At 68.2% G+C, this 15,365-nt stretch carries 11 protein-coding genes; 4 read left to right on the forward strand and 7 right to left on the reverse strand.

What is annotated here, in order from left to right; genetic code table 11:
• Positions 1 to 97: 97 nt before the first annotated feature.
• From ACGFYP_RS26415 to ACGFYP_RS26445, 7 genes are all read right to left on the reverse strand, one after another.
• The gene (locus ACGFYP_RS26415) at positions 98 to 1,246 is read right to left on the reverse strand and encodes a dipeptide ABC transporter ATP-binding protein (RefSeq protein ID WP_361965746.1); all 1,149 of its coding nucleotides are present in this window, start codon (positions 1,244 to 1,246) and stop codon (positions 98 to 100) included.
• Positions 1,239 to 2,297 carry an ABC transporter ATP-binding protein gene (locus ACGFYP_RS26420; protein ID WP_393498281.1) on the reverse strand — a complete coding sequence of 353 codons (1,059 nt, stop codon included), beginning with the start codon at positions 2,295 to 2,297 and terminating at the stop codon, positions 1,239 to 1,241. The genes ACGFYP_RS26415 and ACGFYP_RS26420 overlap by 8 nt, the downstream gene beginning before the upstream one ends.
• Positions 2,298 to 2,311: 14 nt before the next feature.
• Positions 2,312 to 3,256 (reverse strand): ABC transporter permease, encoded by a 945-nt coding sequence (locus tag ACGFYP_RS26425; RefSeq protein WP_393498284.1) that lies wholly within the window; start codon positions 3,254 to 3,256, stop codon positions 2,312 to 2,314.
• Positions 3,249 to 4,178, reverse strand: a complete 930-nt coding sequence (locus ACGFYP_RS26430) for an ABC transporter permease (protein WP_361965751.1) — start codon at positions 4,176 to 4,178, stop codon at positions 3,249 to 3,251. The genes ACGFYP_RS26425 and ACGFYP_RS26430 overlap by 8 nt, the downstream gene beginning before the upstream one ends.
• A gap of 128 nt (positions 4,179 to 4,306) precedes the next feature.
• Entirely contained in the window at positions 4,307 to 5,926 is a 1,620-nt protein-coding gene (locus ACGFYP_RS26435; protein WP_361965753.1) for an ABC transporter substrate-binding protein, read from the reverse strand.
• 490 nt (positions 5,927 to 6,416) lie between these two features.
• Positions 6,417 to 8,318, reverse strand: a complete 1,902-nt coding sequence (gene typA, locus ACGFYP_RS26440) for a translational GTPase TypA (RefSeq protein WP_393498289.1) — start codon at positions 8,316 to 8,318, stop codon at positions 6,417 to 6,419.
• A 399-nt stretch (positions 8,319 to 8,717) separates the two neighbouring features.
• A complete protein-coding gene (locus ACGFYP_RS26445; protein WP_393498292.1) occupies positions 8,718 to 11,225 on the reverse strand; it encodes an ABC transporter substrate-binding protein in 2,508 nt (835 codons plus the stop codon).
• A 264-nt stretch (positions 11,226 to 11,489) separates the two neighbouring features.
• Between ACGFYP_RS26445 and ACGFYP_RS26450 the strand changes: the two genes are divergently transcribed.
• The 4 genes from ACGFYP_RS26450 to ACGFYP_RS26465 all read left to right on the forward strand — a co-directional run bounded on the left by ACGFYP_RS26450 (position 11,490) and on the right by ACGFYP_RS26465 (position 15,350).
• Complete coding sequence (locus ACGFYP_RS26450) at positions 11,490 to 11,717, forward strand: hypothetical protein (RefSeq protein WP_393498295.1); 228 nt, start codon at positions 11,490 to 11,492, stop codon at positions 11,715 to 11,717.
• Between the two features lie 135 nt (positions 11,718 to 11,852).
• Complete coding sequence (locus tag ACGFYP_RS26455) at positions 11,853 to 12,689, forward strand: hypothetical protein (protein WP_393498297.1); 837 nt, start codon at positions 11,853 to 11,855, stop codon at positions 12,687 to 12,689.
• Position 12,690: 1 nt separating this feature from the next.
• On the forward strand, positions 12,691 to 14,583 hold the full coding sequence (locus tag ACGFYP_RS26460; protein ID WP_393498300.1) for a fumarate reductase/succinate dehydrogenase flavoprotein subunit: 1,893 nt from the start codon (positions 12,691 to 12,693) through the stop codon (positions 14,581 to 14,583).
• Complete coding sequence (locus ACGFYP_RS26465; protein WP_393498303.1) at positions 14,580 to 15,350, forward strand: succinate dehydrogenase/fumarate reductase iron-sulfur subunit; 771 nt, start codon at positions 14,580 to 14,582, stop codon at positions 15,348 to 15,350. Before ACGFYP_RS26460 ends, ACGFYP_RS26465 begins: the two co-directional genes overlap by 4 nt.
• The last annotated feature ends 15 nt before the right edge of the window (positions 15,351 to 15,365 follow it).

Below are 15,365 nucleotides of genomic sequence, written 5' to 3' on the forward strand. Positions count from 1 at the left end.
GCACCTTAACGACACCCGTCGGGCGACACCCGTACGGGAACGCGCGAGGGCGCCCCGGCCGTCACGGCCGGGGCGCCCTCGATGCGGAGCGGGAGAACTACGCCGCGTGGATGACGTCCTTCTCCTCGGCGAAGTGGCACGCCGACTCGTGCGCGGCCGGGGTGTCCTCACCCTGGAAACGCTCGGGGATCGCCAGGAGCGGGATCTCCGTGGAGCACTTGTCCTGCGCCTTCCAGCACCGGGTGCGGAAGCGGCAGCCCGACGGCGGGTTGGCCGGCGAGGGGACGTCACCGGTGAGGATGATCCGCTCGCGGCCTTCACGGGCGTCCGGGTCCGGGACCGGGACCGCCGACAGCAGCGCCTGGGTGTAGGGGTGCGTCGGGTGGTCGTAGATCTGCGTGTCCGTACCGATCTCGGCCATCTTGCCGAGGTACATCACGCCGACCCGGTCCGAGATGTGCCGGACGATCGACAGGTCGTGGGCGATGAAGACGTAGGAGAGGTTGAACTCGTCCTGCAGCTTCTCCATCAGGTTGATGACCTGCGCCTGGACGGAGACGTCCAGGGCCGAGACCGGCTCGTCGCAGATGATGATCTCGGGGTTGAGCGCGAGGCCTCGGGCGATGCCGATGCGCTGGCGCTGACCGCCGGAGAACTGGTGCGGGTAGCGGTTGATGTACTCGGGGTTCAGACCGACCACATCGAGCAGCTCCTGCACCCTGCGGCGCCGGTCACCCTTCGGGGCCACCTCGGGGTGGATGTCGAAGGGCTCGCCGATGATGTCGCCGACCGTCATACGCGGGTTCAGCGAGGTGTACGGGTCCTGGAACACCATCTGGATGTTCCGGCGGACGGCCTTCAGCGCGCGGCCGGACAGCTTGGTGATGTCCTGGCCCTTGTAGAAGACCTCGCCGGCGGTGGCCCGCTCCAGGGTCATCAGCAGCTTGGCGACCGTGGACTTGCCACAGCCGGACTCGCCGACGATGCCGAGGGTCTCGCCCTGGTAGAGGTCGAAGGAGACCCCGTCCACGGCCTTGACCGCGCCGACCTGCTTCTTGAACAGGATGCCCTGGGTCAGCGGGAAGTGCTTGACCAGGTTGCGCACCTGCAGGATCGGCTCACCGCGCTCGACCGGCGCGTCGATCGCGGCCATGGCCTCCGCCTCGGTGGCGGCGTCGACCGTCTCGACCTCGGTGACGTTCGGAGTCGCGTCCGCGGCCTCGTCCTTCTTGCTGAGCTCAGCCATGGATCGTCTCCTTCCAGAAGTGGCAGGCGCTGCCGCGACCGGGCAGCTCCGTGCCGTCCTGCTCGGTGACCGGCGCGAGCGCCGGGATCTCCGTGCGGCAGATGTCGTCGGCCTTGGGGCAGCGCGGGTTGAAGGCGCAGCCGGTGGGCACCCGGAGCAGGTTGGGCGGCAGGCCCTTGATCGCGTACAGCTCCTGGCCCTTCTGGTCCAGGCGCGGGATCGAGTCGAGCAGACCCCGGGTGTACGGGTGGGCCGGGCGCTTGTACAGCTCGTGGACGGGGGCGGTCTCGACGATCCGGCCCGCGTACATGACCGCGATCTTGTCCGCGACGTCGGCGACGACGCCGAGGTCGTGGGTGATCAGGATCAGGCCCATGTTGTACTCGCGCTGGAGCTCCGCGAGGAGGTCCATGACCTGGGCCTGGACGGTCACGTCGAGCGCCGTGGTGGGCTCGTCCGCGATGATCAGGTCCGGCTCCAGGGCGAGCGCCATCGCGATCATGATGCGCTGGCGCATACCGCCGGAGAACTGGTGCGGATAGTCGTTGACCCGCTCCTTGGCGGCCGGGATCTTGACCTTCTCCATCAGCTCGACGGCCTTGGCCTTGGCCTCCTTCTTGGAGAGGCCGTGGTGCACCCGGAACATCTCGCCGAGCTGGTAGCCGACGGAGAGGACCGGGTTGAGGGAGGACAGCGCGTCCTGGAAGATCATCGCGATCTTCTGGCCACGGATCTTCCGGCGCTCCTCGTAGGACATCTTGAGCATGTCCTGACCGCGGAAGAAGATCTCACCCTTGGGGATCTTGCCGGGCGGCATGTCGAGGATGCCCATGACGGCCTGCGCGGTGACGGACTTGCCGGACCCGGACTCGCCGAGCACGGCGAGCGTCTCGCCCGCGTTCACGCTGTAGTTGACTCCGTTGACCGCCTTGGCCACACCGTCGCGGGTGTGGAACTCCACGTGCAGGTCACGGACTTCGAGCAGGGGCCCGGTGTGCTCGTCGCCGCCGCGGGGGGCGGGGACGCTCGCGGTCTTGTCGATGATGCTCACGTTGTACGCCCTCCTCAGCGCAGCTTGGGGTCGAGGGCGCTGCGAACCGCATCGCCGAGCAGGATGAACGCCAGGACGGTGATCGACACCATGACCGACGGGATGATCAGGACGAAGGCCGCGTTACGCAGCTGCTCCTGACCGGACGAGATGTCGACACCCCACGAGACGGTCGGCTCGGCGAGACCGATACCCAGGAAGGAGAGCGTCGCCTCCGCCGAGATGTAACCGCCGAGCGCGATGGTGGCGACGACGATGACCGGGGCGATGGCGTTCGGCAGGATGTGCCGGAGCAGGATCCGTGTGGTGGAGGCGCCGAGCGCCTTGGCCGCCATCACGTAGTCCGCCTGCTTGATGGTGATCACCGAGCCGCGGGCGACACGGGCGATCTGCGTCCAGCCGAGGAAGGCCAGGGCCAGGATGACGACCCAGAGCTTGCGCTCCTCGAAGGAGGTCAGGACGACCATCGCGCCGAGGATGAAGGGAACGCCCAGGAAGACGTTGGTGATCCAGGAAAGGATCGTGTCGACCCAGCCACCGAAGTAGCCGCCGAGCATGCCGACGACCGTGCCGAGGACGGTGACCAGGAGGGTGACGACGACGGCGACGGCGATCGAGGCGCGGGCGCCGTAGATGACACGCGCGTAGATCGACCGGCCCTGGATGTCGTAACCGAACCAGTCCTCGTTGAAGAAGCTGCCCCAATTGGGCTTCTGCAGGTAGTGCTTGGCGAGGTCGGCGTGGCGCGGGTCGGCGCTGGTGAACAGGCCGGGGAAGACGGCCATGGTCAGCAGGACCACGATCATGACGGCGGAGATCAGGAAGATCGGGTTGCGCCGCAGGTCGTACCAGGCGTCCGACCAGAGGCTGCGCGGCTTGTCCTTCTTGTCGACCGGCTTGGCGGCGGTCGCGCCGGCCGGAGTCTGCTCGGCGACGGCTTCCTTGAGTGCCTCAGGCATAACGGATCCTCGGGTCCAGGACCGCGTAGAGCAGGTCGACGAGCAGGCTGGCGACGAGATAGACGACCACGATCAGGGTCACGATGCCCACGACGGTGGAGCCCTCACGGTGCTTCAGCGCGGAGAAGACGTTGTAGCCGACACCCTGGACGTTGAAGATGCCCTCGGTGACGACCGCGCCGCCCATCAGGGCGCCGAGGTCGGTGCCCAGGAAGGTGACGACGGGGATCATCGAGTTGCGCATCAGGTGGACGCCGACGATGCGGCGGCGCGGCAGGCCCTTGGCCACCGCGGTACGCATGTAGTCGGAGCGCAGGTTCTCGGCGATCGAGGTACGGGTGAGGCGGGCGACGTACGCCAGCGACAGCGAACCGAGCACGACGGCGGGAAGGATCAGTTCGCTCCACTCCGCCAGGGCGCTGACGTTGGGGTCGACCCAGCCGAGCTGGTGGGCGAAGAAGTACTGCGCCAGGAAGCCGAGGACGAACGAGGGGACGGAGATGACGAGCAGCGTCAGGACCAGCAGACCGCGGTCCCGGAGCGTGTCGGCCTTCAGCCCGGCAAAGACACCGAGGGAGATACCGACGAGGGCGGTGAAGGTGAAGGCGAACAGGGTGAGTCTGATCGTGATGGGGAACGCGTCCGCGATGATGTCCGCGACCGGTTGCCCACTGGCGATCTGCGTGCCGAAGTCGCCCTGGAGCAGGTTGACGAGATAGTTCCAGTACTGCACCAGGAAGTGCTGATCGAGCCCGAGATCCTTCTTCATCTGAGCGATCTGCGCCGGGTCGACGGTCTGTTCTCCGGCGAGCGCGCGCACGGGATCGCCGGGCAGCACGTACATCATGGAGAAGATCAGCAAGGTTGACCCGAGGAAGACCGGGATCATCTGGAGCAGTCGCCGCGCGACATAACGCCCCATGTTTGCCTCCGTTATGAATACCTACAGCCCCGGGGGCCGCTTCCTTGATGCGGGAAGCGGCCCCGGGGGCCTACCGCCAGTTGCGGTGGCGGGGTGACGGCCGAGTGGGGGTGGGCCCGTAGGGCTCGTTACTTCTTGACGGTGACGTCGTAGACGTTGAAGTCACCGTGGAAGTCGACGGTCACGTTGTCGACAGCCTCGGAGTAACCACCGTTGATCTTGTACTCCCACAGCGGGATGGCCGGCATCTTGGTGAGAACCAGCTTCTCGGCGTCCTGGTAGAACTTGATCGACTCTTCCAGGGACTTCGCGTTGTCGCCCTTCTTGAACGCGGCGTCGACCTCGGGGTCCGAGAAGCGACCGTTGTTCGCCTCGGCCGTCGAGCCGTAGAGCTCACGCATGAAGTTGGCGTTCACCGGGTAGTCGGCCACCCAGCCACCGCGGTACATCGACTTGACCTTGTCGTTGTCACGCGCTTCCAGGTCGGTCTGGAAGTCCGGCTTCGCGTCCGGGATGCACTCGACGCCGGTGGAGTTGCGGATCGACTCGCAGACCGCGGTGATCCACTCCTTGTGGCCACCGTCGGCGTTGTACTGGATCCAGATCTTGTTGTCCGGAACGCCGCCGCCCTCGGTGACGAACTGCTTGGCCTTCGCCGGGTTGAACTTGAAGACGTCGCTGCCGAGGTCCTGCTTACCGGCGACACCCTGCGGGATGAAGCTGGTGGCCGGCTGGCGGGTGCCGTTGAGCACGGTCTTCGTGATCGTGTCCCGGTCGATCGCCATCGACAGACCCTGGAGGACCTTCGGGTTGATGCCCTTGAAGGTCTTCGAGTAGAAGGTCGGGACGAGGCTCTGGATGGCCGCGTACGGCTGCTCGATCGCGCGGTCGCCGAGGTCCTGCTTGTACTTCGGCAGGTCCTTCGGGCCGACCTGGCGGATCATGTCCAGGTTGCCGGAGAGGAGGTCCTGGTACGCGGCCTCGACGGTCGCGTAGTTCTTGAAGAGGACACCCTTGTTCTTGGCCTTGTTCGGGCCCTGGTAGTCAGGGTTGGCCTTGACCTGGATGAGCTTCTTGTGGTCCCACTTCTCGAAGATGTAGGGACCGTTGCCGACCGGCTTCTGGCCGAAGGCCGCGGGGTCCTTGTAGAAGACCTCGGGCAGCGGGGCCCAGGTCGTGTACCCGAGCTTGTACTCGAAGTACGGGACCGGCTTCGAGAGCTCGATGGTGAAGGTCGTGTCGTCGACGACCTTCAGGCCCGACATCTCCTTCTTCGTCGGGGCGCCCTTCTCCGGGTGCACGTCGCCGTAGCCGGCGATGTCCTCGAACCAGAAGGCGTTCTGCTGCTTGTTCTCGATGTTCGCGTACCAGTTCCACGCCTGGACGTAGGACTTCGACGTGACGGGGGTGCCGTCGTGGAACTTCCAGCCGGCCTTCAGCTTGACGGTCCACGTCTTCGAGTCGGTCGTCTTGATCGACTCGGCGTTCGTGTAGACGATCTTGCCCTGGGCGTCGAAGTCCAGCAGCTGGGTGAAGACCGACTGGATGACGTAGCTACCGAGCGACTCATTGGTGTCGGCCGGGATCAGCGGCTTCTGAGGCTCACCGACGTCGATCGAGACATAGCCCTCGGGCTTGCCCTTCTCCTTCGAGGCGTTGTCACTGCCACTACCCCCGCCACAGGCGGTCGCTGCCAGGGCCACGATGGTCGCGCCCACTACCCACTTGGCGCTCTTGGCACCGCGCATGGGTTCCTCCTCATGAGTCCACTTGTCACTACAAAGTGGGGCACTTCCGAGTACGCCGACACCCCTGACGGCGTTGCACTCATGTGCCCCGAGTGTGCTCGTGAGTCGGCACTCCCCACAGTGCGTGACCCATTGACCCGAGCTCAATGGAGCCAACTATTAAGTACGCCCGGGCTGTAAACCACACTTAAGTGGTCTCGTTTTGACAACATCACCAGGGGTCATGAGACCGAAATCCGGACAAAGCGATCACAGACAGACACCCGCGAAACGGACCGTTAACACACGTTCCGGAGAGCGACGGCCGATATCCGGACACCGCGCCCATGAAATGGATTTGACGAAAGGCCCGGACCCCCACAGTGAGCGTGGGGGTCCGGGCCTCTTGCCTGAGGTGTGCCTGAGGTGCGTCCGAGGCGTACCTGAGGTGGTGTCAGCCGACGTCAGCGGCCGAGATCACACCTGTGATGTGCGTCGGCTGTTCTCGGCGTCAGCTGTTCTTGGCGCGCGACGCGGTGCGACCGCGCTGGTTCTGGTCCAGGACGACCTTGCGGATACGCACGGCCTCCGGGGTGACCTCGACGCACTCGTCGTCGCGGCAGAACTCCAGGGACTGCTCCAGGGAGAGCTTGCGCGGCGGGACGATCGCCTCGAAGGAGTCGGCGGAGGCGGAGCGCATGTTGGTGAGCTTCTTCTCCTTGGTGATGTTCACGTCCATGTCGTCGGAGCGCGAGTTCTCGCCGACGATCATGCCCTCGTACACCTCGGTGCCGGGGTCGGTGAACAGGACACCGCGCTCCTGGAGGTTGGTCATCGCGAAGGCGGTGACCGCACCCGCGCGGTCGGCGACCAGGGAGCCGTTGTTACGGGTCGTCAGCGTGCCGAACCACGGCTCGTGGCCCTCGTGGATCGAGTGCGCGATGCCCGTGCCGCGGGTGTTGGTCAGGAACTCCGTACGGAAGCCGATGAGGCCACGGGACGGAACGACGAACTCCATGCGGACCCAGCCGGAGCCGTGGTTCGACATGTTGTCCATGCGGCCCTTGCGGACACCCATGAGCTGCGTGACCGCGCCCATGTGCTCCTCGGGGACGTCGACCGTGAGGCGCTCGACGGGCTCGTGGATCTTGCCGTCGACCTCCTTGGTGACGACCTGGGGCTTGCCGATGGTCAGCTCGAAGCCCTCGCGGCGCATCTGCTCGACCAGGATGGCGAGCGCGAGCTCACCACGGCCCTGGACCTCCCAGGCGTCGGGACGCTCGGTGTCGAGGACGCGGAGCGAGACGTTACCGATCAGCTCGCGGTCCAGACGGTCCTTGACCTGGCGGGCGGTGACCTTGCGCTGCTTGACCGCGGACTTGGCGTCCGCGCCCTTGCCCGTGCCACCGCGGCCGACGAGCGGCGAGGTGTTGGTGCCGATGGTCATGGAGATGGCGGGCTGGTCGACCGTGATCAGCGGCAGCGCGATCGGGTTCTCCGGGTCGGCCAGGGTCTCGCCGATCATGATGTCCGGGATACCGGCGACGGCGCAGATGTCACCGGGGCCCGCGACCTCGGCCGGCTTGCGGGTGAGCGCCTCGGTCATCATCAGCTCGGTGATGCGGACGTTGGAGATCGTGCCGTCCCGCTTGATCCACGCGACCGTCTGGCCCTTGCGCAGCTCGCCCTGCTCGACGCGGAGGAGCGCGATACGGCCGAGGAAGTTGTCGGCGTCCAGGTTGGTGACGTGGGCCTGGAGCGGGGCCTCCTCGTCGTACACCGGGGCCGGGACGTGCTCCAGGATGGCGGAGAAGAACGGCTCGAGGTTCTCGCTGTCCGCGGGGACGGTGCCGTTCTCCGGCTTGGTCAGCGAGGCGATGCCGTCACGGCCGCAGGCGTAGACGATCGGGAACTCGATCTGGTCCTCGTCCGCGTCCAGGTCGAGGAAGAGGTCGTAGGTCTCGTTGACGACCTCGTCGATCCGGGAGTCCGGGCGGTCCGTCTTGTTGATGCAGAGGATGACGGGCTTGCGCTGCTGGAGGGCCTTGCGCAGCACGAAGCGGGTCTGCGGGAGCGGACCCTCGGATGCGTCCACGAGGAGGACGACCGCGTCCACCATCGAGAGACCGCGCTCGACCTCGCCACCGAAGTCGGCGTGGCCGGGGGTGTCGATGATGTTGATCGTGATCGGGGCCCCGCCGTCCTTGGGGTGATACTTCACCGCCGTGTTCTTGGCGAGGATCGTGATGCCCTTCTCACGCTCCAGGTCGTTCGAGTCCATCATGCGGTCGTCGAGCTGCTGGTGGGCGGCGAAGGCACCGGCCTGCTTGAGCATGGCGTCGACGATGGTCGTCTTGCCATGGTCGACGTGGGCGACGATGGCGACGTTACGGATGTCGTGGCGCGTGGGCATGGGTGCTTGCGCTTCTCTCGGATCGTGGGATGCGGCGTCAGTTCCTCTTACGCCCGCCGGGCGGACGCGCCACGGCTATGTCCTATGGTACGGGGCCGCCGCACAGAGGGCTTCCCCGCCCGGATTCGAGAGGGTCTACTAGGAGGTTTGGGGACCTCATGGTGGTGCAGTGGTGCGTGCGGCTGGTGGGGGGAGTGGGGGCACTGAGCGTGCGGAACCGGCCGGGTCAAGGGGCCGGACGCGATCCTGCCCGCCGGGGGCACCGGCGGGCAAGGAACTTGAGCGGCTTCTGAGGTTGCCACCTGCGGTTTCGCCTGTTTGTTGGTGGTGCGTCGTGGGTGGCGGGTGGCGGTGGTGGGTGGCGGTGGTGGGTCCAGGCGGTCCTTCCTGGCGGTGCGCCTACTTCTTCGTGTTGCTCTCCGCGCCCTTCACCGACTCCGGCTTCTTGTAGCCGATGTCCTGGTAGCGCGGGGCCGCGAAGCCCCAGGCGCCCGCGTTCGCGAGGTCGGGCCTTGCCGCCACCAGCTGGGGGCGCTGATAGAGGGGAATCGATCCGGCGGCGGCCCAGATCCGGGCGTCGGCCTGGCGGACCAGGTCACGGGCCTCCTCCTCGTCGAGGGTGGCCACCGCCTGGTCGAACAGTTGATCGATGCGGTCCGTTCCGACCCGGGCGTAGTTCTGCTCGACCAGGAGCGAGCCGTCCGAGGCCGGCTCGGGCTTGGCGAAGATCGGCCGGGCGTCGGTCGCCGGGAAGGCGGTCGCGGGCCAGGAGTAGAGGGCCAGGTCGTAGTCGCCTGCGGCGATGTGGTCCTTGAAGAAGCTCTCGTCGGCGACCTTGGTGATCTCCGTACGGATCCCCACCTCGTCCAGCATCCGGACGATCTTGTCTCCGACCGCGCGGAGCGACTCCGAGCCGGGGCCCGAGGGGAGGACGAAGCGCAGGCTGAGCGGCTTGCCGTCCTTGCCGAGCGCCTGGCCCGCGGCCGCCGGCACGGCGGGGGCGGCGGTGCCGCGCGGGGCGTAGGCACCGGCGACGCCCGCGTCGGGGCGGGCCGGGTTCTGGCCCTTGGCCTCGGTCTCCGAGCCCCTGCTCGTACCGGTGTCGAGCAGGGCGGCCTGGCGCAGCAGGGCCACGTTCTGCAGGGCCGCGCCGGGGGCGGGGGCGAGGATGTTGGTGCCGTTCTCCGGGCCGCCGGCGCCGATGGCGGGGACGGGGTCGCCCGCCTTGTCGTCGACGCGGACGGCGGTGCCGCCGGGCTTGTCGTCGCCGACGATGTAGAGGCCCTCGTCGGATGCGGCGTCGGCCTCGGGCTTCTTGGCCTTGTCGGACGTCTTCTTGTCGGCGTCGGTCTTCGCCGCGCCGTCCGACTTCTTCTCGGCGTCCGCCTTCTTCTCGGCGTCCGTCTTCTTCTCCGCGTCCGTCTTCTTCTCGGCGTCCGCCTTCTTCTCCGCGTCCGTCTTCTTCGCCTCGGCCTCGCTGCCCGCCTTCGTACCCGCGGGCTTCTTCGCCGCGCCGCCCGGCACCCACCCGGCGTCCGCGAGCAGGGCCCGCGCCTCCTGGGTGTCCTGGTCGCCGAGCGCGTCACTGCTGTCCGCGTACGCCGCCTGCCCCGCCATGGCCAGGTGACTGCCCGGCGGCCGAGCCGGAAGGCCCAGCGGCTTGAGTACGGATTCGGCCAGTTCCTGACGGTCGAGCGCGCGGGCCACCGCCCGCCGTACCCGCTCGTCGGCCAGCGGACCGGACTCGCCGTTCAGGGAGAGCTGGGTGTACGCGGGCTCCAGCGACTTGCGGACCACGAAGGTCCCCAGCGCCCGCTGCTCGGCCGCGTACCGCTCGATGGCCTTCTGGTTCTTCTCGCGGGCGGCCTGGACGACCTCCGCCTTCTCCTCGTCGGAGCCGTTCGCAAGCGCCCAGGACTTCAGGGCCGCCGACGGGGTGATCGCGGCACCCGGGCCGTGGGAGAGGACCTGCGGGCCACCCTGTCCCGAGCGGGCGTCCCGTACCGCGAGGGCGATGCGGTCGGCGGCCGCCCGGTCGATCTCGGCCAGGTCGAGGTTGCCGTCGGCGAGCGCGGTGACGCGGTCCTCGCGCTCCACGGCCTTCAGGACGAGCTGGTCGAGCTTGGCGGGCTGCCCCCACCAGCGGGGGTTCCTGACGAGGGTGACCGTGCCGGCCTTGCTGTCCGAGGCCTTGAGCAGGAACGGTCCTGCGGTCGACTTCAGGGTGGTCCGCGCGCCGTCGTTGAAGGAGTTCGGGGTGCCCATCACCTCCTTCGGGTACAGGGGGGTGAAGAGGGACTGCCAGTCGGCGTACGGCTTGGCGTAGGTGACCCGTACCTCCAGGTCGTTCTTGCCGCGCTCGATCTTCTCGATCCGCTCGTAGCCGGAGTTGCGGGCGGTCCAGTACGCGGTGTCCCGGCCGCTCAGGGCACGCCACTGCGCGACGAAGTCGGGGGCACCGATCTCGCGGCCGTCGCTCCACACCGCCTGCTGGTTGAGCTTGTAGAGGACGACCTGCTTGGGCTCCGTCTCGACGACCTGCGCGGACTCCAGGTAGTCCGCGTTGCGCTGGGGCCGGCCGCGCTCGTCGAGGGTGAAGAGCGCGGGCAGGACGGCCCCCGCGACGCGGGAGGTGGCGCCGTCGGCGTCGGCCTGGAAGGCGTTGAGCGTGGTGGGCATCGCGTCCACGGCCCAGTTCAGCGTGCCCCCGTCCTTCACCCGGTCGCGCGCGGCGGGCGCGTGGTCCGGGGCGGCCGCCGGGGCCTCGTCGGCCTCGTCGGCGGAGCTGCATCCGGCCAGGACGGAGATGGCGAGCACGGCGCTGGTGAGCGTGGCGACGGAGCGGAGCGTGCGGGAGCGGGGGCTCCTGGAGCATGTCCTCCCGCGAGGGGCGCCGACCTGGGACATGACTTGTACCCCTTCGTCCAGTTTTATGGCATTTGGCGATGATCACACCTATTGCTCATACACTGAAAAGGACGGATCGGATCCGGCCACGGCGACACGGCGGCAGGACGGGGCAAACCCACCCGTGCGGCCCAACCGCCGGGCGGCGCCGCTCTCCGGACGAGTGGAATCCCGTACACATGGCTTCACAAGCGGGATGTGACACGCGACACTCTCTCCCCATCGCGTGTTCGCCACCCGCACTCGCGGAAGTGAGGGCAATCCATGTCCCTTCAGGACGATTTGGCGGCCGTCAAGCGCTGCCTCGAAGACCTGGTCCGTACGGTCGGACAGCTGGAACGCAGCATCGCGGCGGAGCGGGGCGGCACCGCGGCGCCACCCCCCGGCCGCCCCGAGAACCTCGTGACGATCCCCGACACCCCCTACGACAGCGGGCTCTGGACGGACTCGGACGACGAGGGCCTGGGAGCACGCGACCGGCACGCGCCCTAGAGGATCCCGGAGCTAGGAGATCTCAGACCTAGGGATCTCGGGGCTGAGGGATCTCGGGCTCAAGGGATCCCGGGCCGCCCAGGAGATCCCGGCGCTAGGACATCCCGGACCGATCCCGGACCCAGGAGACCGATCTTGGCCACAGGAACCGAACCGCCGTCCACCGGAAGGGGGGTGCGCGCCACCGGCGTGCACTCCCCTTCCCGTGCGGCCATCGCACCGCGCCACCTCAGGACCGACCGCTGGTGGCTGGCGCCCGCCGCCACCGCCGCCGGGCTGCTCGCCTTCGTCGCGTACTCCACCTGGCGTGCCTTCGCCAACAGCGACTACTACGCGGCCCCCTACGTCTCGCCGTTCTACTCACCCTGCCTCGCCGAGAACTGCGTCCCGATGAAGGGCGGCCCCAACTGGGAGATCTTCGGCAGCTGGTGGGGCCTCTCGCCCGCCCTGCTGATCCTGATCTTCCCGCTCGGCTTCCGGCTGACCTGCTACTACTACCGCAAGGCGTACTACCGGGGCTTCTGGGCCTCTCCGCCGGCCTGCGCGGTCGCCGAGCCGCACACGACGTACACCGGCGAGACCCGCTTCCCGCTGATCCTGCAGAACGTCCACCGGTACTTCTTCTACACGGCGCTGCCGGTCGCCGCGATCCTCACGTACGACACCGTGCTGACCTTCCGGGACTCCTCGTACGAGTGGGGCCACGCGGGTCTGGGGACCGTGATCTTCCTGATCAACATCGTGCTGATCTGGGCGTACACCCTCTCCTGCCACTCCTGCCGGCACATCGTCGGCGGGCGGCTGAAGCACTTCTCCCGGCACCCGGTGCGGTACCGCCTGTGGAGCCTGGTCGGACGGCTCAACACCCGTCACATGGTGCTCGCCTGGGCGTCCTTGATCTCCGTCGCGGTCTGTGACCTGTACGTGTACCTGCTCGCCACCGGCACCTTCGACGACCCGAGGATCTTCTGACATGACGCGAGTCGAGCGGCAGCAGTGGGACGTGGTCGTGGTCGGCGCGGGCGGCGCCGGGCTGCGGGCCGCGATCGAGGCGCGCGAGCGGGGCGCGCGGACGGCCGTCATCTGCAAGTCCCTGTTCGGCAAGGCCCACACGGTGATGGCCGAGGGCGGAATCGCCGCCTCCATGGCCAACGCCAACCCCCACGACAACTGGCAGGTCCACTTCCGCGACACCATGCGCGGCGGCAAGTTCCTCAACCAGTGGCGGATGGCGGAGCTCCACGCGCGCGAGGCGCCCGACCGGGTCTGGGAACTGGAGACCTGGGGCGCCCTCTTCGACCGTACGCCGGACGGCCGGATCTCCCAGCGCAACTTCGGCGGCCACGAGTACCCGCGCCTCGCGCACGTCGGCGACCGGACCGGCCTGGAGCTGATCCGTACGCTCCAGCAGAAGACGGTCGCCCTCCAGCAGGAGGACTTCCGGGAGACCGGGGAGTACGAGTCCCGGCTGAAGGTCTTCCAGGAGTGCACGGTCACCCAGGTCCTGCGGGACGAGTCGGGGCGGGTGGCGGGGGTGTTCTGCTACGAGCGGGAGACCGGCCGCTTCTTCGTCCTGGAGGCGTCGGCCGTGGTCCTGGCCACCGGCGGGATCGGCAAGTCCTTCAAGGTGACGTCCAACTCCTGGGAGTACACGGGCGACGGCCACGCGCTCGCGCTGCTCGCGGGCGCGCCGCTGGTGAACATGGAGTTCGTGCAGTTCCATCCGACCGGGATGGTCTGGCCGCCGTCGGTGAAGGGGATCCTGGTCACCGAGTCGGTGCGCGGCGACGGCGGTGTGCTGCGCAACTCCGAGGGCAAGCGGTTCATGTTCGACTACGTCCCCGACGTCTTCAAGGAGAAGTACGCGCAGACGGAGGAGGAGGGCGACCGCTGGTACGAGGACCCGGACAACAACCGGCGCCCGCCCGAGCTGTTGCCGCGCGACGAGGTGGCGCGGGCCATCAACTCCGAGGTGAAGGCGGGGCGCGGCTCGCCGCACGGCGGGGTGTTCCTGGACGTGTCGACCCGGATGCCGGCCGAGGTGATCAAGCGGCGACTGCCCTCGATGTACCACCAGTTCAAGGAGCTGGCGGACGTCGACATCACGGCGGAGGCGATGGAGGTCGGGCCTACCTGCCACTACGTGATGGGCGGCGTCGCCGTCGACTCGGACACGGCGGCCACGGTCGGCGTCCCGGGGCTCTTCGCGGCCGGTGAGGTCGCGGGCGGGATGCACGGCTCCAACCGGCTGGGCGGCAACTCGCTCTCCGACCTGCTGGTCTTCGGGCGGCGGGCGGGCTGGCACGCGGCGGAGTACGCGGCGTCCGTCCCGCGCTCGTCGGTCACGGAGGCGGGGATCGAGGCGGCGGCGGCCGAGGCGCTCGCGCCCTTCGGCGCGGCGGAGGAACCCTCCGCCGAGAACCCGTACACCCTCCACCAGGAGCTCCAGCAGACCATGAACGACCTCGTCGGAATCATCCGGCGGGAGGGCGAGATGGCCGAGGCCCTGGAGCGGATCGCCGCGCTGCGCGTCCGGGCGCGGCGGGCCGGGGTCGAGGGGCACCGGCAGTTCAACCCGGGCTGGCACCTGGCGCTCGACCTGCGGAACATGCTGCTGGTGAGCGAGTGCGTGGCCCGCGCGGCGCTGGAGCGGACCGAGAGCCGGGGCGGGCACACCCGGGAGGACTACCCGTCGATGGAGCGGGGGTGGCGGCCGGTCAACCTGCTCTGCCACCCGGCTCGCTCGACGGACGCCGGCATCGCGCTCGAACGGACGCGTACGGAACCCATCCGTCCGGACCTCCTCGCGCTGTTCGAGAAGGAGGAGCTGGTCAAGTACCTCGCCGAGGAGGAGCTGTACGAGTGAGTACCTATGACGCGCACTTCAGGGTGTGGCGGGGCGACACCGACGGCGGGGAGCTGACGGACTTCACGGTCGAGGTGAACGACGGCGAGGTGGTCCTCGACATCGTCCACCGCCTGCAGGCCACCCAGGCCCCGGATCTCGCCGTGCGGTGGAACTGCAAGGCGGGCAAGTGCGGTTCGTGCTCCGCCGAGATCAACGGGCGGCCACGGCTGTTGTGCATGACCCGGATGTCGACCTTCGACCGCTCGGAGACGCTCACGATCACCCCGCTGCGGGCCTTTCCGGTGGTGCGTGACCTGGTGACGGACGTGTCCTTCAACTACGCGAAGGCGCGGGAGATCCCGGCCTTCGTGCCACCGGAGGGTCTGGCTCCGGGCGAGTACCGGATGCGGCAGATGGATGTGGAGCGCTCGCAGGAGTTCCGCAAGTGCATCGAGTGCTTCCTGTGCCAGGACACCTGTCATGTGGTGCGTGACCACGAGGAGAACAAGACGGCGTTCGCCGGGCCGCGCTTCCTGATGCGGGTCGCGGAGCTGGACATGCACCCGCTGGACGGGGCCGCCGAGACCGGCCTCGACCGGAAGCGCACGGCGCAGGAGGAGCACGGGCTCGGCTACTGCAACATCACGAAGTGCTGCACGGAGGTGTGCCCGGAGGACATCAAGATCACCGACAACGCGCTGATCCCGCTGAAGGAGCGGGTCGTGGACCGCTCGTACGACCCCCTGGTATGGCTGGGGAACAAGATCCGGCGACGGGGGGCGTAGGCCACCGGGCTTGGG

It is taken from the genome of Streptomyces sp. NPDC048370 (assembly GCF_043200825.1).
Taxonomy (GTDB): Bacteria; Actinomycetota; Actinomycetes; order Streptomycetales; family Streptomycetaceae; genus Streptomyces.

Bases quoted from the DNA above. Each gene is read 5' to 3' on its own strand.
- ACGFYP_RS26415 (WP_361965746.1), bottom strand. From the start codon at position 1,246: ATGGCTGAGCTCAGCAAGAAGGACGAGGCCGCGGACGCGACTCCGAAC.
- ACGFYP_RS26425 (WP_393498284.1), bottom strand. From the start codon at position 3,256: ATGCCTGAGGCACTCAAGGAAGCCGTCGCCGAGCAGACTCCGGCCGGC.
- ACGFYP_RS26430 (WP_361965751.1), bottom strand. From the start codon at position 4,178: ATGGGGCGTTATGTCGCGCGGCGACTGCTCCAGATGATCCCGGTCTTC.
- ACGFYP_RS26435 (WP_361965753.1), bottom strand. From the start codon at position 5,926: ATGCGCGGTGCCAAGAGCGCCAAGTGGGTAGTGGGCGCGACCATCGTG.
- typA (WP_393498289.1), bottom strand. From the start codon at position 8,318: ATGCCCACGCGCCACGACATCCGTAACGTCGCCATCGTCGCCCACGTC.
- ACGFYP_RS26445 (WP_393498292.1), bottom strand. From the start codon at position 11,225: ATGTCCCAGGTCGGCGCCCCTCGCGGGAGGACATGCTCCAGGAGCCCC.
- ACGFYP_RS26450 (WP_393498295.1), top strand. From the start codon at position 11,490: ATGTCCCTTCAGGACGATTTGGCGGCCGTCAAGCGCTGCCTCGAAGAC.
- ACGFYP_RS26460 (WP_393498300.1), top strand. From the start codon at position 12,691: ATGACGCGAGTCGAGCGGCAGCAGTGGGACGTGGTCGTGGTCGGCGCG.